A 19,840-nucleotide genomic window follows, 5' to 3' on the forward strand; every position below is an offset into this window, starting at 1 on the left:
GCAGCGGACGCCTTGCATAGCATCCGGTTCTGTTCTTCATAAATTCACAATAATTTCCTGAGGATTACTTAGCAGATTGAGCCAGGTCCGCTACCGGCGGCCCTGATCGTACCTGCGTTTCTTCTGTCCGTCGCTGGAGATATGTCTCCAGCGACACATCTTGTCGTATCCCCATGTTAAATTAGTTGCATTGAAGAAATTTCAATGTGCGCGTCATGCCGCGCTACTTTTTTCATTTCATCTGAACGGGATCATTACATGTTTTCACCGCAAATCCATCTTCTTGAGGTACTGCCGGCTATCAGGCAATTGCTCCAGACTTATCAGCAGCCGCAAGAGTGGTTGGCCGGCGTGGAACAGCAAACGCGCCATTTCCTGGTGCGTGTACCTTTCGTGGGGGCGTTCAGTAGCGGAAAATCGAGCTTGTTGAATGCCTTGATGGGGGAAAGCTTGCTGTCGACGAATGTCGATCCGCAAACCTCGATTCCTGCGGAGCTCGCATATGGCAAGCCGGAACGTTTTACCTTATGTCTTCCTGATGACACAGTCAGGCCATTGGCGCGCAGCCAGGTATTGGAACTGCAAGCTGGCCAGGCACCGGCAGGCGCCTGGCTGGACTTGCATGTGGAATGCGATACCTTGGCTCGGCTGCCCCATTTGAAACTGGTCGACATGCCAGGCTGGGACTCGGGCAATGGCCAGCACGGACGCGCCATCGACGATTACGTCGAGCGCAGCCTGGCTTATTGCATCGTGGTCAGCGCGGAGGAAGGTGGTCTGCATGCAAGTATCCGTGCTGCCCTGGCGGAGTTGCAGCTGCATGACATGCCGGTGATCGCGGTCATCAGCAAGGCCGATAAAAAATCGCCTGACGATGTGCAGGAGGTGGCGCGCCAGGTGGCCCGGGAGATTGAGGGCATTTCTGGACGGGCACCTTTACGGGTAGTGACAGTTTCAGCGCGCACGCATATGGTGCGCGAGCTCGATGATGCGCTGCAGGAACTCGAGGCATTGGCCGAGCCATTGTTCCTGCATTCGGTCACCAGGCCCTTCGTTGCCCGCCTGCGCCCATTGGTCCAGTATCTGGATGTATTGCTCAATCGAGAAGATCTGGACCGGGAAAAAATCGTTCTCGAAAAGATGCGTGTTGCAGAGGAAATAAAACTGTTTGAAACGCGGCTGGGGCAAGAAACCGCACAGCTCGATGCCAGCTTGCCGGCCGTCCTGGAAGCCATCCTCCTGCATGTGCGCAATCGTTTGCACGAGCAGCTCGAGGCATGGACGGTTGCCGCATTGGGCGGTCGTGACGTGAGCGCGCAGATTGACCAGGCCATCCGCCTGGGCATGACCAGTGGCATCCAGGCCGAATTTGATGTGGCCATGCGCCGCTATTTTGACCGAGTCGGCGATTTTACGCCGGCCGTGCTGGATATAGACCTGCGTATTCCTGGCGGCGCTTCGGTGGCGAAAGACAGCGATGCGGGCATTGATCGCGCGATGATACACATGGTGGCGGATCAAGCCATCGATTTGCTTGCCAGCCGGTTTCCGGTTGCAAAAGTGCTCAAGCCCTTGTTGCTGGGTTTGATAGACATCTTGCAGCGGATCTTTGCCAATCGCGGCAAGGCTGAAGTTGCTCAGGCGCAGCGTCATGAGGAAATCCGCATGCATCTGCTCAACCAGGTCTTCCCGCAAATACAGCAGGCCGCGCGCACCGCCTTGCAAACGACGTTGCAGGCACATGTGCAGCAGGCCAAAGCCGGTATTGTTGCAGCAGCAGAACAGCAACTGGCCCAGCGCCAGGCAGCGCTGGCCAAGCTTGATGCCGACCTGGCGCAAGGCGATACGGCGTTCCAGCAGAAGCGCCGGCAGTATGAGATTGATCGCCACGCGGTCCAGTCCATTATCGACGCCTGCGAGCAGCCATGAGCGTGCTGTTGTCTCCGGACGAGATCGAAGCGCGATATCGTCTGTTATGCCGCGTCACCGCTGGTGAGCCAGCCGCCGCAGGCGCGGCCGCCATCAATGACGAGTTCGATGCGCTGCAGCAGCTTGTCCGGCACGATTTGATGGAACTGGCGCGGCATGGCGCGCCGGCTGATTTCAGCCAGATCGTCGCGGCACTGGAAGAAGGGTTGGGACAGTTGCAACAATTGTGCAGCTTTCCCATGCTGACCGGGAGAAAGACCGTCGGCGTCGGTGGTACGTTCAGCGCCGGCAAATCCAGCCTGATCAACGCCCTGCTTGGCCAGCAATTGCTGGCCGTCGAGGTCGACCCGACCACCGCGCTGCCGACCTATCTGTTGCGACATCAGCAAAGCGTGATTCTTGGGCTCAATCGCCTGTTGCAGAAGGTCGAACTGAGCAAGTCGGAGTTTCTCAGCCTGACGCATGGTGAGCAGGAAGCGTACGGCAGTAATGCAGGGGCGATGTTGCAAAGCGCCCTGTATGCGCTACCGGAATTTCCATGGCCTGCGCTGGCCCTGATCGACGTGCCTGGCTATTCCAAACCCGATGGCAACGTCCTCAAGGCGCGTACCGATGCCAGGATCGCCCACGCACAACTGAGTGCGGCGCAGGCCGTGATCTGGGTCGTGTCGGTCGAAGCTGGCGCCATCTCGGAACAAGACCTGGTGTTCCTGGCGTCGCTGCCCCGTGAGATGGCATGCCTGATTGTCGTCAGCCGTGCCGACAAGCGCGACCCGCAGTCCGTGGCGGCGGTCGTGAAGGGTATTGGCGAGGCCGTATCGGCACGCGGCATTGCGGTGCTCGCCGTGGTGCCTGTGTCCACGCGGGACAGTCAGGCTTATCCCTTGTCAGCCGTGCGCGAACAATTGCAGCGCTGGAACGATGAGCTGCCGGCAATAGGTCCTGCCGAGTGCTTCAAAAGCCAGTTTTTTCGTTATGAGCGTTACCTTGCGCATGAAGCACAGCAGCGCCGCCGCCAGCTGGGCCTGATGAAGCGGATACTGGCTTTGTCCACCGAGGTGGATGCGCAGCATGATGCCGGCGAGCTGCTTGCCGAGATGCAGCTTGCGCTGGAATGGGCGCTCAGGCAGGCGGCGCAGCTGCAGGCGTTCCAGCAGCGCTTTTTTGCTCACTTGCATACGTTGGTGCCGGCCAGCGGCATGGCTGTGCCGGCCGGTGCCGGTGCCGGTGCGGGACAGGGCTGCCTTCCCCCGCTCGACTTGCTGTCCCTGTTGCGCGCATTGCATGCACCAGGCTATGCATCGCAAGTGCATCGCCGCCATCTTGCCTTGCTCAGCCGTCCGGCTGACGCGACACAGCGGCCGTCGCTGTTGCGGCGTACATCGCAGCGCTACCTGCCACTGCTGCAGCCTTACTCGGCGGCTGCTGAAGCCAGCAATGCCGCGCGCTTGCTGCACCAGGGCAGCCGCCCGGCCAGCGTGCGCATCCTGTCTTTTTAATACGTTACACCCTCAGGAAAAATCATGAATTCCCATCATTTTGACTTGCCGCGATTGCTGCGCGATACCGATGCCCTCAAAGTGGAAATGTTTCCCTTGCCGCCGCATTTTGCAATTGCCTGCGATGAGTATACGCGCCTGTGCCATGCCAGCGCCGTGGCCGCGACGCTGTTGGCCGATCAACCCATCAGCGAGATGGCAGGCCGCTTGTTCGACATGTTGCTGACCTCGCTGGGGCTGGCTGAGCGGCGAAGTACCGTCTGGCAGATGGCCGCCGATCTGAACCGGGATAGCCTGCGCGAATTCTTGCAGGCGGTCCAGCAGCACCAACTGGCGTCCAGCTTCATGCTCGACGTCCTGGTCGTGTGCCGGCTGGACGGCCCGCTGTCGCAACCGCAGCTGACTTTGCTGTCAGAGCTGGCCGAATTGTTGCAGCTGCCCGAGGATGAATTGCTGGTGCTGACTTTCTGGGTCGCGAAAGTATTGGGCCTGCCGTTTGATACGGCGTTGCCTGAGAGTTGCTTGGTTTCTGTTGTTAATACGTCATCTGGAACTAACAGAGGCTGGAGTAATTTCACGTTTGTTGTTGAGCAGCAACTTGCTGAACCTGGCGATATGCTGAGTGAACGACAGTTGATCCTCACTTCTGCTGAAAATCTTCAAGATAAAAATGCCTATGTGGGAGAAACGCGTAGCAGCCAGGCTGGCTGCTTGCACCGCATACTGCTGAAAAAATCCGAGATTCTGGAGGTCGGAAAGGCCGGCGCGCTGATCCTGCCTTTTCCTCCAGCCTATGCGGTGTGGCGCGAGGCCGTGGGGATACCCGCAGTCGCACCGTAAGGTGCTGCATCAGTATTCCCCCATACCAATCATCGCAGGAAGAATTGAATGAATCATCAATTGATGGATTTCGAGCGCCAGCTCAACGGCCTGTGCGCAGCGCTGGAAGCCTGGCGCAGCACGCATTTTCAGCACGAAATCAGTGCGCTTGGCGTGCAGCGCCAGGATTTCCTGACGCAAATGACACGCTTCGACGAGGCACGGCAGCATTTAAGCATCGGCATCATCGGCCAGGTCAAGGCGGGGAAAAGCAGCTTTCTGAATGCCTTGCTGTTTGATGGCCGCCCCGTGCTGCCCGAAGCTGCCACGCCGAAGACGGCCAATCTGACGCGCATCGCGCATGGCCCGGCGCCGGTGCTGACGGTGGAATACTACAGCCCGCAGGAATGGGCAGGTATCGTTGACATGGCGGCAGGCGTGGCGCAAGACGATGGCGCCAGGGTCGCGCGTGAACTGGTCAGCATGGCCCGTGACAGTGGTGTCGATATCGCCGCCACCCTGGCCAAGGGCAGCGAGCGGCTGGTCGCCACGCATGCGGAACAGCTGCCGCTCAATGACTACGCAGGCGAGAACGGCCGCTATACGGCCCTGGTCAAGGCCACCAGCCTTGAACTGCCCATGGAGGAACTGCGCGGGCTCGATCTCGTCGACACGCCGGGCATGAATGATCCGGTGATCAGCCGCACGCAAAAGACCAAGGAATACATGGCGCAGTGTGACGTGGTGTTTTTCCTGTCGCGCTGCAGCCAGTTCCTGGATCAGTCCGATACCGATCTGCTGCATCTGCAATTGCCAGGCAAAGGTGTCAAGCGCATCGTACTGGTCGCCGGGCAATATGATTCCGTGCTGCTCGATGATGGTTATGACCGCAGCTCGCTCGCCGCCACCGAAGATAATATCAAGTCGCGGCTGTCGCGGCGTGCGGCGCAGGCAATGGACAAGCTTGCCAATGAACGCCAGGCGCAAGGCCGTGGCGAACTGGCGGCCATGCTCCATGGCCTGCGTGCGCCCGTCTTTGCCAGTACCTTTGCGCATGGCTTTGCCAGTTGGCCGGAGCATCGCTGGAACAAGAACATGCATCATGTGCATGGCCAGATGCAGGCGATGGCAAGGCAATGCTGGAATGGCGCAGTCATCAGCAACGAAGACTGGGCCCGGTTGGCCAACTTTGATGCGCTCAAGGCCGCATATGAGCAGGCACGGCTCGACAAGCACGACCTGCTGGAGCAGCAGCGCCAGGACGTCTTGCCGCGCGCACGGCGTGAACTCGGCCTGTGTTTGCGTGAATTGACGGATGCGGTGCAACGGCGCGCCCAGCAACTACAAACAGGCGATCTTGCCACCTTGGAGCGCCAGCGCCAGGCCTGTGAGCACCGTATCGCCGATATCGTCACCTGCCTGACACGGGAAATTGACCAGCATACACAGGCCGCATGGCGCACCAGAGACACCATGCTGGCGCAATTGAAAGGCGCCATGGCCGACTTTTCCAACCTGAAAGAAAAATCGGGAACGGAAACCCATACCTCATCGCATGAAGTGAGCACCTCGCGCTGGTATAACCCCTTTTCCTGGGGCAATACCGAGACTGTTTATCGCAGCTATACCAGCAGCTATACATATATGGCTGCGGCCGATGCTGTGGAGCAAGTGTTGACGTATGGCCGCACCAGCGCCGCCGATATCGAGCACGCTTTCGCCCGCGTCGTCAACCGCGGGGAACTGCTGGCTGCCTTGCGCAGCGCATTGTTGCGCGCCCTCGATACCGATGATGCCGCTTTCGATCCAGGTCACTTTCGCCGGACCTTGCAAGCATCGATGGAGCGCCTGGTGTTACCCGAGCTGCAACTGGAGGTCAGCGGTATCGGTGCCGGTATCGGTAGCCGTTTCAAGGGTGAAATACGTGACCCCGAGCACATGGCGCGCTTGAGGGCGTCGCTGGCCCAAGCCTTGCAGGATGTCTTCCAGGATATTGGTAGTGCTTTTGAGCTTGGCGTAGCGCAGTTGTGTCAGCAGCTCGATGGCGTTCGTGCCTCGCTGGAGCAGCAAATGGTGGCGGATCTGCGGCAGGAGTTGTCGTCCTTGCAGCAGGCGTTTGCAGACAAGGAAAATGACCTCGCGATTGGCGCCAGGATTGCCGTGCTCGCGGCCGGCGTGCTTGCCACCCTTGAGACTCAAGCCTGACAATCAAGCGATCAGGCACCTGAAACTGCTTATCGCCCAGGCGGGTGACTGGCCTGCAAAGGCTGCCCCGCGGCTGGTAAAATGGCGTTATTCGCAATGACCGCCTGAGAGCAGCCGCCATGTCCACACTCGATCACACCCCAGCCGCCGTTCCATCCTCCATCACCATCACCCGTCCTGACGACTGGCATCTGCACCTGCGCGATGGCGCCGTCATGGCCAGCGTGCTGCCGCACAGCGCGCGCCAGTTCGGCCGCGCCATCGTCATGCCGAACCTGAAGCCGCCCGTCACCACCACGGCCGATGCCGCCGCCTACCGCGAGCGCATCCTGGCCGCCGTGCCGCAAGGCGTGAACTTCGATCCGCTGATGGTGCTGTACCTGACGAACAACACCTCACCCGACGAAATCCGCCGCGCGCAGGACAGCGGCATCGTGCAGGCCGTCAAATTGTATCCGGCTGGCGCCACGACGAATTCCGACCTGGGCGTGACGGATTTGAAGAATTGCTACAAGGTGCTCGAAGTGATGCAGGAAGTGGGCATGCCCTTCCTCGTGCACGGCGAAGTGACGGACCCGGAAATCGACATCTTCGACCGCGAAGCCGTCTTCATCGAGCGCGTGATGCGTCCGCTGCGCAGCGCCTTCCCGGCCCTGTCCGTCGTGTTCGAACACATCACCACCAAGGATGCGGCGCAGTACGTGGCCGAAGCGGAAGGCCCGATCGCCGCCACCATCACGGCGCATCATCTGCTGTACAACCGCAACGAGATTTTCAAGGGCGGCATCCGTCCGCATTACTACTGCCTGCCCATCCTCAAGCGCGAAGAGCACCGCCTGGCGCTGATGACGGCCGCCGCCAGCGGCGACGAGCGTTTTTTCCTCGGCACCGACTCGGCGCCGCACGCGCAAGGCGCCAAGGAAATGGCTTGCGGCTGCGCCGGTTGCTACACGGCCCTGCACGCGATGGAAATGTATGCCGAAGCGTTCGAACGGGCCGGCGCGCTCGATAAACTGGAAGCGTTCGCCAGCTTCCACGGCCCGGCCTTCTACGGCGTGCCGCGCAACACGGACAGCATCACCTTGCGCCGCGAAAGCTGGACCTTGCCGGCTTCGCTGCCGCTGGGTGACAGCCACGTGATTCCGCTCAACGCGGGCGAGCAGATCAACTGGAAAATGGTCTAAGCGTTCATGCTGCCATCGATAGACTGGAGCCGTCCCTGGTTTGCCACGGTGCTGCCGGCGCGGCGGCAGCTGGATCTGCAGCGCGATACGGTAATTGCCGCGCTGAACGCCCGGGCGCGGGCGCTGGACTTGCGCAATCCCACCGGCCTGCCGCTGGCCTTCGTGCCGCAAGCGGACCTGCCCGAAGGCGTGGCCTATGAAGAGTTCATCGGCGCGACGGGCGGCGTGCCCACGCGCGACAATCTGCACGATTTTTTCAACGCGCTCGTGTGGCTCACCTTCCCCCGCATCAAGCGGCAATTGAACGCGCTGCAGGCGGCGCAGATCGCCCTGTCCGGCGTCGGAAAATCGCGCGGTCCCGCGCGCGATGGCGCGACGATTTTCGATGAAAATTGCGCCTTGCTGGTGCTGCGCGACAGCGATGCCGGACGCGCGCTGGAAGCGGCGCTGCGCGGGCACGACTGGCGCAGCGCGTTCATTGCGCAGCGCGATAAATTTGGCGCGGGCGGCGACGCCGAAGTCTGGCTGTTCGGCCACGCGCTGATGGAAAAACTGGTGGTGCCGCGCAAGGCCATCACGGCGCACACGCGCGTGATCTTTGCCGGTGACGCCTATTTCACCCTGGACGATGCGGCACGCCGCACCTGGCTCGACGAGCGCGTGGCGCAGGATCTGGCCCAGCAAGGTCTCACCACGGCGGACTTCACGCCGCTGCCCGTGCTGGGTTTACCCGGCTGGTGCGAGGGGCAGGACGACGATTTTTACAATGACGCGGCGGTGTTCCGCCCGAAGCGCAAGGCAGCTGGCGCAGAAAGAGAGTAGAGCATGGAAAAGACCGTCCGCTGGGGCATCCTCGGCACCGGCAAGATCGCGCGCGCGATGGCCCATGGCTTGCGCGATGCGCCCGGCGCGCAGCTGGTGGCGGTCGCTTCGCGCAGCGATGCCGGCGCACAGGCCTTCGGCGCCGAATTCGGCATCGAACGTTGCCACGGTTCCTACCAGGCGCTGGCCATGGACCCCGGCGTGGACGTGATCTACATCGCCACGCCGCACACCCTGCATGCGGAAAACGCCTTGCTGTGCCTGGCCGCAGGCAAGCACGTCGTGTGCGAAAAACCGTTCACCATGAACGCGCGCGAAGCGCAGGCCGTGGTCGACCTGGCACGCGATAAAAAACTGTTTTTGATGGAAGCCATGTGGAGCCGTTTCCTGCCCGCCGTGCAGGAAGCGCAGCGCATCATCGCCAGCGGCGAAATCGGCGTGCTGCGGCAAGTGCAGGCCGATATCGGTTTTGTCGCCAATTTCCCGCCCGAGCACCGCATGTTCAATCCGGAGCTGGGAGGTGGCGCGCTGCTCGACGTGGGCATCTATCCGCTGTCGATGGCGGCGTTTTTCCTCGGTCCGGTATCGCAGGTACAGGCGCTCGCTGAAATGGGCGCCACCGGCGTCGATGAGCAGGTCGTGTTTTCCCTGCTGCACGCGGGCGGTGGCACCTCGTCCTGCGCCTGCAGCCTGCGCGCGCAAACGCCGACTGAAATGACCATTTCCGGCAGCCTGGGGCGGATTCGCCTGCCCAACCGTTTTTACAAACCCGATCATCTGATCGTCGAAACGATGGATGGCGTGCGCCGCGTCGTCGCCGCACCGCACCTGGGCAATGGCTACGCGCACGAGGCCATCGAAGCGATGCGCTGCATCCGCGCCGGCCTGCTGGAAAGTCCCGTCATGCCGCACGCCGACAGCGTGGCCCTGATGCATAACCTTGACACCATGCGTGGCCAGATCGGTCTCGTGTATCGCTCTGACCACAGCGCCGAGCAGGCGTGAACAGGAACCCCATGACATCGCCCTCATCCCGCCCCAGCCTGAAAACCGTCCTCATCGCCAGCGGCGTCGTCCTGACCCTGGCGATGGGCGTGCGCCACGGCCTGGGCTTCTGGATGCAGCCGATCTCGCAAGCGAATGGCTGGACGCGCGAAACGTATTCGCTGGCGCTGGCCATGCAAAACCTGATGTGGGGCGTCTTCGGTCCGTTCGCCGGCATGGCGGCCGACCGTTTCGGCACCATGCGCGTCGTCATCGTCGGCGCCATCAGCTACATGGCGGGCCTGGTGTGGATGGCGCTCGTGATGCAACCGGCCCTGTTCATCGCCGGTTCCGGCATCTTCATCGGCCTGGCGCTGGCCTGCACGGCCTTCGGCGCCATCAGCGGCATCATCGGCCGCAGCGCGCCGCCCGAGCAGCGCTCGTGGGCCTTCGGCATTTCGTCGGCGGCCGGCTCCTTCGGCCAGTTCCTGATGATGCCGGTGGAGCAGCAGCTGATCTCCGCCGTGGGCTGGCAAAACGCCTTTTATGTGCTGGCCGCGCTGGTGCTGCTGGCCATGATCCCGATGGCCTTTTATTTGCGCGAGCCACCCGTCTCGCACGCCGGCGGTCCGCAGCAAAGCGTGGGCGCGGCCTTCAGCGAAGCCATCGCCAGCCGCTCGTTCTGGCTGCTGCTGGCAGGGTATTTCGTCTGCGGTTTCCAGCTGGTCTTCATCGGCGTGCATTTGCCGGCCTACCTGAAGGACCAGGGCCTGATGAATCCGAACATCGCCGTCACGGCGCTGGCGCTGATCGGCCTGTTCAACATCGTCGGCTCCTATTACGCGGGCAAACTCGGCGGCAAGATCGCCAAGCGCTATCTGCTGTCGGCCATCTACGTGACGCGCGCCGTGGTCATCACCGTGTTCCTGCTGGCGCCATTGTCGGCGTGGTCGGTGTACCTGTTTGCCGCCGGCATGGGCGTGCTGTGGCTGTCGACGGTGCCGCTGACGAACGGCATCATCGCCGGCATCTTCGGCGTCAAGCACCTGTCGATGCTGGCCGGGATGGTGTTCTTCTCGCACCAGGTGGGCAGTTTTCTGGGCGCCTGGCTGGGCGGCTATCTGTACGAGCACCAGGGCAGTTACCACATCGTCTGGATGATCACCATCGGCCTGGGTTTGCTGGCCGCGCTGATCAACCTGCCCATCGACGAGCGCGCCGTCAAGCGCGTGGCGGTGGCCGCGTGATGGCCAGCTGGCGCACGTGGCTGTGGCGCCTGGCTGGCGCCGCGCTGCTGGCCCTCGTCTTCCTGGCCTATCTGCGGCCCGACTTCATGCTCGACCTGGCGAACCGCTTCTGGATGTGCATGTAGGCTGCGCGGGCGCAAGGTAGTTTGCGAAAAGTCGGATTACGCTGGAAGTCGGATTACGCTACGCTAATCCGACCTACCCGACCTGCCGTCAGGGTATTTGCGTAGGTCGGATTAGGCCGCAGGCCGTAATCCGACATCACCCGAAAATAAACAATTCCGATGGCGTCTAGGCCGCAGGCCGTAATCCGACATCACCCGAGAATAAACAATACCGACGGCGTCGGGGCCGCAGGCCGTGATCCGACATCACCCTGAAACCATGCGATACCGACGCGCATACCAGCCAGGCGGCAGCTTTTTCTTCACGGTGGTGACTGCCCGTCGCCGGCCCGTTTTTGCTACCGCCACTGCCGTGGACGTGCTGCGGGATGCTTTTCGCGCCGTGCGCCAGAAACGGCCATTCGATATCGTGGCCATTGTCATCCTGCCCGATCACCTGCACTGCATCTGGACCTTGCCTGCCGGCGATACCGATTTCATGACGCGCTGGCGCTTGATCAAGACATGGTTCAGCAAGCACAGCAATCTTAAAAATGTCTGGCAGCAGCGGTATTGGGAGCATGTCTTGCGCGACGAGCGCGACTTCGCCAACCATGTCGATTATATCCATTACAACCCTGTCAAACATGGTTTGGTGGGTAAAGTTATCGATTGGCCGTATTCCAGTTTTCACCGGTATGTAAAGCACGGCTTGTGCGCAGAGGATTGGGGCGGGGACGGTGTGGCGATTGAGGGTGTTGGACGGGAGTGAGGAGCGCTAACAATGTTGTCGGATTACGTCAGAAGTCGGATTACGCTACGCTAATCCGACCTACCCGACTTGCGCCACGTCTATCGCGTAATCCGACAACACCTAAAAGCCAGCAATACCAGATTTACACCTTCAAAAATTCTTCTTTCCCACCTAGCCAGCGCGCCAGATGCGCTTCCACGGTGGCCGCTGCCGCTGCCGTGGTGGCGTGCAGCAGATCGTGCGCCACGTCGCGCGCCTGATCGACCAGCCATTGATCCGTTTCCAGGTCGGCGAAGCGCAGCATGGCCTGGCCGGACTGGCGCGCGCCAAGAAACTCCCCGGGGCCGCGGATTTCCAGGTCGCGGCGGGCGATTTCAAAACCGTCCGTCGTCTCGCGCATGGTCATCAGGCGCTGGCGCGCCACGCCGCCCAACGGACCTTGATAGAGCAGCAGGCAGACGCTGGCCGCCGTGCCGCGCCCCACGCGGCCGCGCAGCTGGTGCAGCTGCGACAAGCCAAAACGCTCGGCGTGCTCGATCACCATCAGCGAGGCGTTCGGCACGTCGACGCCCACCTCGATGACGGTGGTGGCCACCAGCACGTGGATCTGGCCGGCGATGAAGGCGTCCATCACTGCCTGCTTTTCCGCCGGCTTCATGCGGCCGTGTACCAGGCCCACCTGCAGCGCGGGCAGCGCTTCGGCCAGCATCATGTAGGTGTCGGTGGCCGTCTGCAGCTGCAGCGCTTCCGATTCCTCTATCAGGGGACAGACCCAGTACACTTGCCGGCCTTCCAGCGCGGCCGCATACACGCGGGCGATGACTTCGTCGCGCCGGTTCTGGTCGATGGCGCGCGTGACGATGGGGCTGCGTCCGGGCGGCAGCTCGTCGATCACCGACACTTCCAGGTCGGCGTAATACGTCATGGCCAGGGTGCGCGGGATCGGCGTGGCCGACATCATCAGCTGGTGCGGCACGGCCGCGCTGTCGCCCTTGTTGCGCAGGGTCAGGCGCTGGCCCACGCCGAAGCGGTGCTGCTCGTCGACGATCACCAGGCCCAGTTTGGCAAACAGCACATTGTCCTGGATCAGCGCATGCGTGCCGATCACCAGCTGGGCTTCGCCCGATTCGATCAGGGCCAGCGCGGCCGTCTTTTCCTTTTTCTTCAGGCTGCCCGTCAGCCAGGCCACCTTCACGCCCAGCGGCTCCATCCAGGCGGCGATCTTGCGGAAGTGCTGCTCGGCCAGGATCTCCGTGGGCGCCATCAGCGCGGCCTGGTAGCCGCTGTCGATCGCCTGCGTGGCGGACAAGGCGGCGACGACCGTCTTGCCGCTGCCGACGTCGCCTTGCAGCAGGCGCTGCATCGGATACGGCTGGTGCAGGTCGGCGCGGATTTCCTCTAGCACGCGCGCCTGCGCGCCCGTCAGCTTGAAGGGCAGGGCGGCGGCAAAGGATGCCGAGAGTTTGCCGACGATGGGCAAGGACGCCGCGCCTTTCGAGCGGCGCGCGCGCTGGGCGCGTTTCAGCGACAGCTGCTGCGCCAGCAGCTCATCGAATTTCATGCGCACCCAGGCCGGGTGCGAGCGGTCCATCAGCGCGCTTTCATCGATGTCCTGCGGCGGATAGTGCAGCAGGTGCACGGCGGCGCGGAACGGCGACAGCTGCATCTGGTGCAACAGCTCGTCAGGCAAGGTGTCGTGCCAGTCGATGCGGCGCATGGCGTCGGCGATCTCGCGCCGCAGCACGTGCTGCGACAAGCCTTCGCCGGACGGATACACGGGCGTCAGCGCCGTGGGCAGGGGCGCGCCCTCGTTGACCACTTTATACGTCGGGTGCACCATCTCGGCGCCGAAAAAGCCGTGTTTGAGTTCGGCACGCGCGCGCACCCGCGTGCCTTCGGCCAGCTGCTTGACCTGGCTGCCGTAGAAATTCATGAAACGCAGCAGCAAATTGCCCGTTTCGTCGGCGATCGTCACCAGCAATTGCTTGCGCGGCTTGAAATTGACTTCGCATTTGGTGACGACGCCTTCCACTTGCCACGACTCGCCGCCACGCAGGCAGGCATCGCGTATCGTGTAGACTTTCGTCTCATCCTCGTAGCGCATCGGCAAGTGCAGCACCAGATCCATATCCGTGCGCAAGCCCAGTTTGGCCAGCCGGCTTTCCGTGCTGACCACTTTTTTGGCGGCTTTCGGCTTCGCGGCCGGCTTGGCTGCGGGAGGAAGATCGGGCTTGGGTTCGGACATATCGGAGATTTTTGTGCCGCTAGCGTAAAATAGAGGGTTGTCCGGCACACCCTGTGCGTACCGCAGTCGTAAATTGTTGCGGCGGATTATTGTAATGCCTGTATAGGCGCACAGTATAGTGCCAGATGTTCCATTGCGCACTCCTAATCATTTTTGACGTACTTTTGAAGCAAAACGCATGTATTCGCTTTCCGATTTCGATTTTAATTTGCCGCAAGAAAACATTGCGCAAACTCCGTTGGCCGAGCGCAGCGCCTCGCGCCTGTTGCATCTGGACGGCGACACCCTGGTCGACCGCAGCTTCGCCGACATCGTCGGACAGCTAGCCGCGGGCGACCTGCTGGTGATGAACGATACGCGCGTACTCAAGGCGCGCTTCTTTGGCGTGAAGGAAAGCGGCGGCAAGATCGAGGCGCTGGTCGAGCGTGTCTTGGACGAGCGCACCGTGCTGGCCCAGGTGCGCGCCTCGAAGTCGCCGCCGCCCGGCTGCCGCATCCGCCTGGCCGACGCGTTTGACGTGACGGTCGGCCAGCGCGCCGGCGAATTCTTTACTTTGCACTTCGAGGCCGACGTGTTCGAGCTGATCGAGGCGCATGGCCGCTTGCCGCTGCCGCCCTACATCGAGCACGATGCGGACGAATTTGACGAGACGCGCTACCAGACCGTCTTCAACAAGGTGCCCGGCGCCGTCGCCGCGCCGACGGCGGGCCTGCATTTCGACCAGGCCCTGCTCGATCAATTGAAGGCCAAGGGCGTCAACTTTGCTTATGTGACCCTGCACGTGGGCGCCGGCACCTTCCAGCCCGTGCGCACGGAAGTGCTGGCCGAACACAAGATGCACACCGAGTGGTACACCATGCCGCAGGACACGGTCGATGCCGTGCGCGCCGCCCAACTTTCCGGGCGCGACGTGGTCGCCGTCGGCACGACCAGCTTGCGCGCGCTGGAGTCGGCCTCGCAAAGCGGCCAACTGGTGGCGGGCAGCGCCGATACGGCCCTGTTCATCACGCCCGGCTATGCGTTTAAAACGGTGACGCGGCTGATCACCAACTTCCATTTGCCGAAGTCGACCCTGCTGATGCTGGTGTCGGCCTTTGCCGGCTATGCGCCGATCCGCAACGCCTACGCGCATGCGATCGCGCAGAACTACCGTTTCTTCAGCTATGGCGATGCGATGCTGCTGACCACGCAATCGCGCGCTGCACTGAACCTTGATACTCCCGTGAAAGACTGACCATGCTGGAATTTACACTACTCAAGACCGACACGAGCGGCCTGACCAAGGCACGCCGCGGCACCTTGAAACTCAACCATGGCGTCGTGCAGACGCCGATCTTCATGCCAGTGGGCACTTATGGCACCGTCAAGGCGATGTCGCCGCTGGAACTGAACGAGATCGATGCGCAGATCATCCTGGGCAACACCTTTCACTTGTGGTTGCGCCCTGGCAACACCGTCATGGAGAAATTCGGCGGCTTGCACGGTTTCATGGGCTGGAACAAGCCGATCCTGACCGATTCGGGCGGCTTCCAGGTGTTTTCGCTGGGCGCCATGCGCAAGATCACGGAAGAGGGCGTGCATTTCAATTCGCCGATCAACGGCGATAAACTGTTCCTCTCGCCGGAAGTGTCGATGCAGGTGCAGCGCGTCCTCAATTCCGACATCGTGATGCAGTTCGACGAATGCACGCCGTACGAAATCGAAGGCCGTCCGGCCACCCTCGAGGAAGCGGCCAAGTCGATGCGCATGTCCTTGCGCTGGGCGCAGCGCTCGAAGGACGAGTTCCACCGCGGCGAGAACCCGAACGCGCTGTTCGGCATCGTGCAGGGCGGCATGTTCGAAATGCTGCGCGACGAGTCGCTGGCCAAGCTCGAAGAGATCGATTTCCCCGGCATCGCCATCGGCGGCCTGTCCGTCGGCGAGCCGAAGGAAGACATGATGCGCATGCTGGCCCACGTGGGCCCGCGCCTGCCGGCCAACAAGCCGCATTACCTGATGGGCGTGGGCACGCCGGAAGACCTGGTGGCGGGCGTGTCGAACGGCATCGACATGTTCGACTGCGTCATGCCGACGCGTAACGCCCGCAATGGCTGGCTGTTCACCCGTTTTGGCGACATCAAGATCAAGAACGCCAAGTACAAGGAAGACCAGGCGCCGCTCGACGAAACCTGCAGCTGCTACGCCTGCCGCAACTTTTCGCGCGCCTACCTGCACCATTTGCACCGCTCCAAGGAAATCCTCGGCGCGCGCCTGAACACCATCCACAACCTGCATTACTACCTGGACTTGATGCGCCAGATGCGTGAAGCGCTGGACGAAGACCGTTTCCACGCGTTTACCCTGCAATTCCATGCGGAACGCGCACGCGGAACTTAAGAAAAGCTTAGCTTGCGCCCTGGCGGCAGCCAGGCTGGAAGTTTTGTGGATTGGTGCTTGGACTGGGGCGATAAAGCATTGCATAATGCCTTTTTAGCCCCATTTAAAGTTGCCATGCCTGCAATTCGGGTTACGACGTATAGCCAATGCTAGAATACAGCGCTATTTTTTCAAACTGATTAGAACTGGAGTCACCGTGTTTTTCATTTCCAACGCTTATGCGCAAGCCCCAACCGACGCCCTGGGCTTCGGCGGCAACCTGACCAGCTTCCTGCCGCTGGTATTGATGTTCGTGGTCATGTATTTCCTGATGATCCGTCCACAGCAAAAACGCGCCAAAGAACAACGGGCGATGATGGATGCGCTGGCCAAGGGTGACGAAGTCGTCACCGCTGGCGGCATGCTGGGCCGTGTTGTCAAGGTAGTGGACGCTTACGTCACCATCGAAGTGGCGACCGGCACCGAAATCACGGTGCAAAAGAGCGCCATCACCACCCTGCTGCCTAAAGGCACCCTGAAGGCGCTGTAATTCCTCGCTGTCATTGCCTAGTCAATGATGACCGGGGCGGCTACCCGCCGCCCCTCGCGACGCCTCCGACGCTCAACACTGAACGCTGAATCAATATGAATCGCTATCCTGCCTGGAAATACATCATCATCGTCGTCGCCTTATTGCTGGGCGCACTCTATACGGCGCCCAATTATTTCGGTGAATCACCGGCGCTGCAAGTAACCAGCGGCAAGTCGACCGTCAAAGTGACGGGCGAGCTGATGACGCAAGTCGAGCAAATATTGACGAAAGAAAACGTCAAGTCGGAAGGTGTCACCATGGATGGCGCTGGCAACCTCGCCTCCGTGCGCGTGCGTTTCGCCGATCCCGATACCCAGTTCAAGGCAAAACTGGTGCTGGAAAAGGACCTGAATACGGATGCCAGCGACCCTGCGTATATCGTGACGGTCAATCTGCAAGCCAATACCCCATTGTGGATGCAAAAATTGCATGCCTTGCCCATGTTCCTGGGCCTGGACTTGCGCGGCGGCGTGCACTTCCTGATGCAGGTCGATGCGAAAGCCGTACTGAACAAGAAAATCCAGGGCGTCCAGTCCGCCGCGCGTAGCGTGTTGCGCGACAAAAATATCCGCCACGCCGGCATCGAGCGCGTGGGCGACAGCGTGCAGATCAACTTCCGCGACGCCGATACGCGCCTGAAAGCCAAAAATGTGCTGTCCGACCAGATGACGGAACTGGCTTTCGCCGATGCGGGCGAAGGCAGCGATTTGAAACTGAACATCACCCTGAAGCCGGCGGCCCTGAAAGCGACCATCGACGAAGGCGTGAAACAGAATATCTCCACCCTGTCCAAGCGCGTCAACGAGCTGGGCGTGGCCGAGCCGCTGATCCAGCAGCAAGGTTCTGACCGTATCGTGGTGCAACTGCCGGGCGTGCAGGACGTGGCCCGCGCGAAAGCCATCATCGGCCGCACGGCGACGCTGGAAGTGCGCCTGGTCGACGAAGGCATCGTGCCTGGCACGGAACTGTCGAGCGCCATTCCGTTCAACTCGGAACTGTTTACGGTTGGCAAGGGCGTGCCTGTCGTCCTGTCGAAAGACGTGATCCTGACGGGCGACTATATCTCCAGCGCCACGGCCAGCTTCGACCAGAACCAGCAAGCGGCCGTGTCGATCGACCTGAACGGCGACGGCGGACGCAAGATGCGCGAAGCGACGCGTGAGCGCGTCGGCAAGCGCATGGCCATCGTGCTGTTTGAAAAGGGCAAGCCGGAAGTGCTGTCGGTGGCGACCATTCAGCAGGAACTCGGCTCGCGCTTCCAGATCACGGGCATGGGCGGCGCGGAAAACGCGAATGAACTGGCCTTGCTGTTGCGCTCGGGCGCCCTGTCGGCACCGATGACCGTCATCGAGGAACGCACGATCGGACCGCAGCTGGGCGCGGAAAACATCGCCAAGGGCTTCCATTCGACCCTGTATGGCTTCATCGCCATCGCCATCTTCATGATCGCCTACTACATGCTGTTCGGCGCCTTCAGCGTGCTGGCCCTGGCCACCAACCTGCTGTTGCTGGTCGGCTTGCTGTCGATGATCCAGGTGACCTTGACCTTGCCCGGTATCGCCGCGATCGCGCTGGCGCTGGGCATGGCGATTGACGCCAACGTGCTGATCAATGAACGTATCCGCGAAGAGTTGCGCGCCGGCAATACACCGCAAGCGGCGATCGCGGCCGGCTTCGACCGCGCCTGGGCCACGATTCTCGATTCGAACGTGACCACCCTGATCGTCGGCCTGGCGCTGCTGGCCTTCGGCAGCGGTCCCGTGCGCGGCTTTGCCGTCGTGCATTGCCTGGGCATCCTGACCTCGATGTTCTCCTCCGTCTTCGTCTCGCGTGGCGTGGTCAACCTCTGGTATGGCCGCAAGAAAAAGCTGACGACTTTGTCGATCGGCACGGTGTGGGTGCCGGGCACGAGCAAATAAGCGGCGGCCCGTACTCACCCAATAGCGACAACAGCGATCGCGTCCGGTGGCACAGCCGCCGGACGCACAGAATAGAACTCAGAGGATTTCATGGAATTTTTCCGGATCAAAAAAGATATTCCCTTCATGCGCCATGCGTTGATTTTCAACGTGATTTCGGCCGTGACCTTCCTTGCCGCCGTCTTCTTCCTGTTCCACAAGGGCTTGCACCTGTCCGTGGAATTCAAGGGCGGTACCGTGATGGAGGTCAAATACCCGAAAGCGGCCAACCTTGAGGGCATACGCGGCACCCTGATCGGCCTCGGCTATGAAGAGCCGGGCGTGACCAGCTTCGATACGGCGCGCGACGTGATGATCCGCCTGCCGGTGGAAAAGGGCGTGACTGCCGCGAACACCTCGCAGCGCGTGTTTGAAACGCTGTGCAAGGCCGAGCAAGGCACGACCAAGGGCATCGATACCGTCACCGACAAGGGCGAGCACGTCATCAAGACTGCCTGCCTGGACGCTGCCGGCAACGAAGCGCTTGTGCTGCAAAAGGTTGAATTCGTCGGCCCGCAAGTGGGCGAGGAACTGACGCAGAACGGTCTGAACGCGCTGGTGGTGGTGATCCTGGGCGTGATGGCTTACCTGGCCGTGCGCTTCGAGTGGAAATACGCCGTGTCGGCCATTATCGCCAACTTGCATGACGTGGTCATCATCCTGGGCTTCTTTGCCTTCTTCCAGTGGGAATTCTCGCTGACGGTGCTGGCGGCGATCCTGGCGGTGCTCGGTTACTCGGTCAACGAATCGGTGGTGATCTTTGACCGTATCCGCGAAAACTTCCGCAAGCAGCGCAAGGCTTCCGTGCATGAAGTGATCGACAGCGCGATCACCAGCACCATTTCGCGTACCATCATCACCCACGGTTCGACCCAGATGATGGTGCTGTCGATGCTGGTCTTCGGCGGCCAGACCCTGCACCACTTCGCACTCGCGCTGACCATCGGTATCTGCTTCGGTATTTACTCGTCCGTGTTCGTCGCGGCCTCGATCGCCATGTGGCTGGGCGTCAAGCGCGAAGACTTGATCAAGCCGGTCAAGGAAAAAGACGAAACCGACGGCGCCGTGGTGTAAGCGCACCGTGGTGTAAGCGCAGTTTGTTGCATGACGAATTCAAGAACGATCACCCGCGCGGTGGTCGTT

The 19,840-nt window shown here is 61.4% G+C and carries 16 protein-coding genes; 15 read left to right on the forward strand and 1 reads right to left on the reverse strand.

Annotated features, from left to right (window positions below; translation table 11 throughout):
* The first annotated feature begins 258 nt into the window (after positions 1-258).
* From ACP7DW_RS00100 to ACP7DW_RS00145, 10 genes are all read left to right on the forward strand, one after another.
* Positions 259-1,929: a dynamin family protein gene (locus ACP7DW_RS00100; protein WP_426053897.1), complete on the forward strand. Its 1,671-nt coding sequence runs from the start codon at positions 259-261 to the stop codon at positions 1,927-1,929.
* Complete coding sequence (locus ACP7DW_RS00105; RefSeq protein WP_426053896.1) at positions 1,926-3,428, forward strand: dynamin family protein; 1,503 nt, start codon at positions 1,926-1,928, stop codon at positions 3,426-3,428. Before ACP7DW_RS00100 ends, ACP7DW_RS00105 begins: the two co-directional genes overlap by 4 nt.
* Positions 3,429-3,452: 24 nt before the next feature.
* A complete protein-coding gene (locus ACP7DW_RS00110; RefSeq protein ID WP_426053895.1) occupies positions 3,453-4,268 on the forward strand; it encodes a hypothetical protein in 816 nt (271 codons plus the stop codon).
* Between the two features lie 48 nt (positions 4,269-4,316).
* A complete protein-coding gene (locus tag ACP7DW_RS00115) occupies positions 4,317-6,452 on the forward strand; it encodes a dynamin family protein (protein WP_426053894.1) in 2,136 nt (711 codons plus the stop codon).
* Between the two features lie 119 nt (positions 6,453-6,571).
* On the forward strand, positions 6,572-7,636 hold the full coding sequence (gene pyrC, locus ACP7DW_RS00120; RefSeq protein ID WP_426053893.1) for a dihydroorotase: 1,065 nt from the start codon (positions 6,572-6,574) through the stop codon (positions 7,634-7,636).
* 6 nt (positions 7,637-7,642) lie between these two features.
* Positions 7,643-8,458, forward strand: coding sequence for a DUF3025 domain-containing protein (locus ACP7DW_RS00125; RefSeq protein WP_426053892.1), 816 nt, complete (start codon positions 7,643-7,645; stop codon positions 8,456-8,458).
* A 3-nt stretch (positions 8,459-8,461) separates the two neighbouring features.
* Complete coding sequence (locus tag ACP7DW_RS00130) at positions 8,462-9,463, forward strand: Gfo/Idh/MocA family protein (RefSeq protein WP_426053891.1); 1,002 nt, start codon at positions 8,462-8,464, stop codon at positions 9,461-9,463.
* Between the two features lie 11 nt (positions 9,464-9,474).
* Positions 9,475-10,689 (forward strand): MFS transporter, encoded by a 1,215-nt coding sequence (locus ACP7DW_RS00135; protein WP_426053890.1) that lies wholly within the window; start codon positions 9,475-9,477, stop codon positions 10,687-10,689.
* On the forward strand, positions 10,689-10,814 hold the full coding sequence (locus ACP7DW_RS00140) for a hypothetical protein (protein WP_255206293.1): 126 nt from the start codon (positions 10,689-10,691) through the stop codon (positions 10,812-10,814). Before ACP7DW_RS00135 ends, ACP7DW_RS00140 begins: the two co-directional genes overlap by 1 nt.
* A 259-nt stretch (positions 10,815-11,073) precedes the next feature.
* Entirely contained in the window at positions 11,074-11,565 is a 492-nt protein-coding gene (locus tag ACP7DW_RS00145; RefSeq protein ID WP_426053889.1) for an REP-associated tyrosine transposase, read from the forward strand.
* Positions 11,566-11,689: 124 nt separating this feature from the next.
* Here ACP7DW_RS00145 and recG read toward each other — a convergent pair whose 3' ends face one another.
* Positions 11,690-13,792, reverse strand: coding sequence for an ATP-dependent DNA helicase RecG (gene recG / locus ACP7DW_RS00150; protein WP_426053888.1), 2,103 nt, complete (start codon positions 13,790-13,792; stop codon positions 11,690-11,692).
* A 178-nt stretch (positions 13,793-13,970) separates the two neighbouring features.
* On the opposite strand from recG, the gene queA reads away from it, so the two are divergent.
* From queA to secF, 5 genes are all read left to right on the forward strand, one after another.
* Positions 13,971-15,026, forward strand: coding sequence for a tRNA preQ1(34) S-adenosylmethionine ribosyltransferase-isomerase QueA (gene queA / locus ACP7DW_RS00155; RefSeq protein WP_426053887.1), 1,056 nt, complete (start codon positions 13,971-13,973; stop codon positions 15,024-15,026).
* Positions 15,027-15,028: 2 nt separating this feature from the next.
* A complete protein-coding gene (tgt, locus tag ACP7DW_RS00160) occupies positions 15,029-16,168 on the forward strand; it encodes a tRNA guanosine(34) transglycosylase Tgt (RefSeq protein WP_289946715.1) in 1,140 nt (379 codons plus the stop codon).
* Between the two features lie 196 nt (positions 16,169-16,364).
* Positions 16,365-16,697 carry a preprotein translocase subunit YajC gene (gene yajC / locus ACP7DW_RS00165; protein ID WP_071075172.1) on the forward strand — a complete coding sequence of 111 codons (333 nt, stop codon included), beginning with the start codon at positions 16,365-16,367 and terminating at the stop codon, positions 16,695-16,697.
* Between the two features lie 95 nt (positions 16,698-16,792).
* A complete protein-coding gene (gene secD / locus ACP7DW_RS00170) occupies positions 16,793-18,658 on the forward strand; it encodes a protein translocase subunit SecD (protein ID WP_426053886.1) in 1,866 nt (621 codons plus the stop codon).
* Positions 18,659-18,748: 90 nt separating this feature from the next.
* Positions 18,749-19,771 (forward strand): protein translocase subunit SecF, encoded by a 1,023-nt coding sequence (gene secF, locus ACP7DW_RS00175; RefSeq protein ID WP_426053885.1) that lies wholly within the window; start codon positions 18,749-18,751, stop codon positions 19,769-19,771.
* Positions 19,772-19,840: the final 69 nt, after the last annotated feature.

It is taken from the genome of Janthinobacterium sp. PSRC1-1, from assembly GCF_049897525.1.
Classification (GTDB): domain Bacteria; phylum Pseudomonadota; class Gammaproteobacteria; order Burkholderiales; family Burkholderiaceae_D; genus Janthinobacterium; species Janthinobacterium tructae.

Coding starts and splice junctions, on each gene's coding strand:
- ACP7DW_RS00100 (WP_426053897.1), top strand. CDS start 259: ATGTTTTCACCGCAAATCCATCTTCTTGAGGTACTGCCGGCTATCAGG.
- ACP7DW_RS00115 (WP_426053894.1), top strand. CDS start 4,317: ATGAATCATCAATTGATGGATTTCGAGCGCCAGCTCAACGGCCTGTGC.
- recG (WP_426053888.1), bottom strand. CDS start 13,792: ATGTCCGAACCCAAGCCCGATCTTCCTCCCGCAGCCAAGCCGGCCGCG.
- ACP7DW_RS00130 (WP_426053891.1), top strand. CDS start 8,462: ATGGAAAAGACCGTCCGCTGGGGCATCCTCGGCACCGGCAAGATCGCG.
- ACP7DW_RS00125 (WP_426053892.1), top strand. CDS start 7,643: ATGCTGCCATCGATAGACTGGAGCCGTCCCTGGTTTGCCACGGTGCTG.
- ACP7DW_RS00145 (WP_426053889.1), top strand. CDS start 11,074: ATGCGATACCGACGCGCATACCAGCCAGGCGGCAGCTTTTTCTTCACG.
- secF (WP_426053885.1), top strand. CDS start 18,749: ATGGAATTTTTCCGGATCAAAAAAGATATTCCCTTCATGCGCCATGCG.
- tgt (WP_289946715.1), top strand. CDS start 15,029: ATGCTGGAATTTACACTACTCAAGACCGACACGAGCGGCCTGACCAAG.
- secD (WP_426053886.1), top strand. CDS start 16,793: ATGAATCGCTATCCTGCCTGGAAATACATCATCATCGTCGTCGCCTTA.
- ACP7DW_RS00110 (WP_426053895.1), top strand. CDS start 3,453: ATGAATTCCCATCATTTTGACTTGCCGCGATTGCTGCGCGATACCGAT.
- ACP7DW_RS00105 (WP_426053896.1), top strand. CDS start 1,926: ATGAGCGTGCTGTTGTCTCCGGACGAGATCGAAGCGCGATATCGTCTG.
- ACP7DW_RS00135 (WP_426053890.1), top strand. CDS start 9,475: ATGACATCGCCCTCATCCCGCCCCAGCCTGAAAACCGTCCTCATCGCC.
- pyrC (WP_426053893.1), top strand. CDS start 6,572: ATGTCCACACTCGATCACACCCCAGCCGCCGTTCCATCCTCCATCACC.
- queA (WP_426053887.1), top strand. CDS start 13,971: ATGTATTCGCTTTCCGATTTCGATTTTAATTTGCCGCAAGAAAACATT.
- ACP7DW_RS00140 (WP_255206293.1), top strand. CDS start 10,689: ATGGCCAGCTGGCGCACGTGGCTGTGGCGCCTGGCTGGCGCCGCGCTG.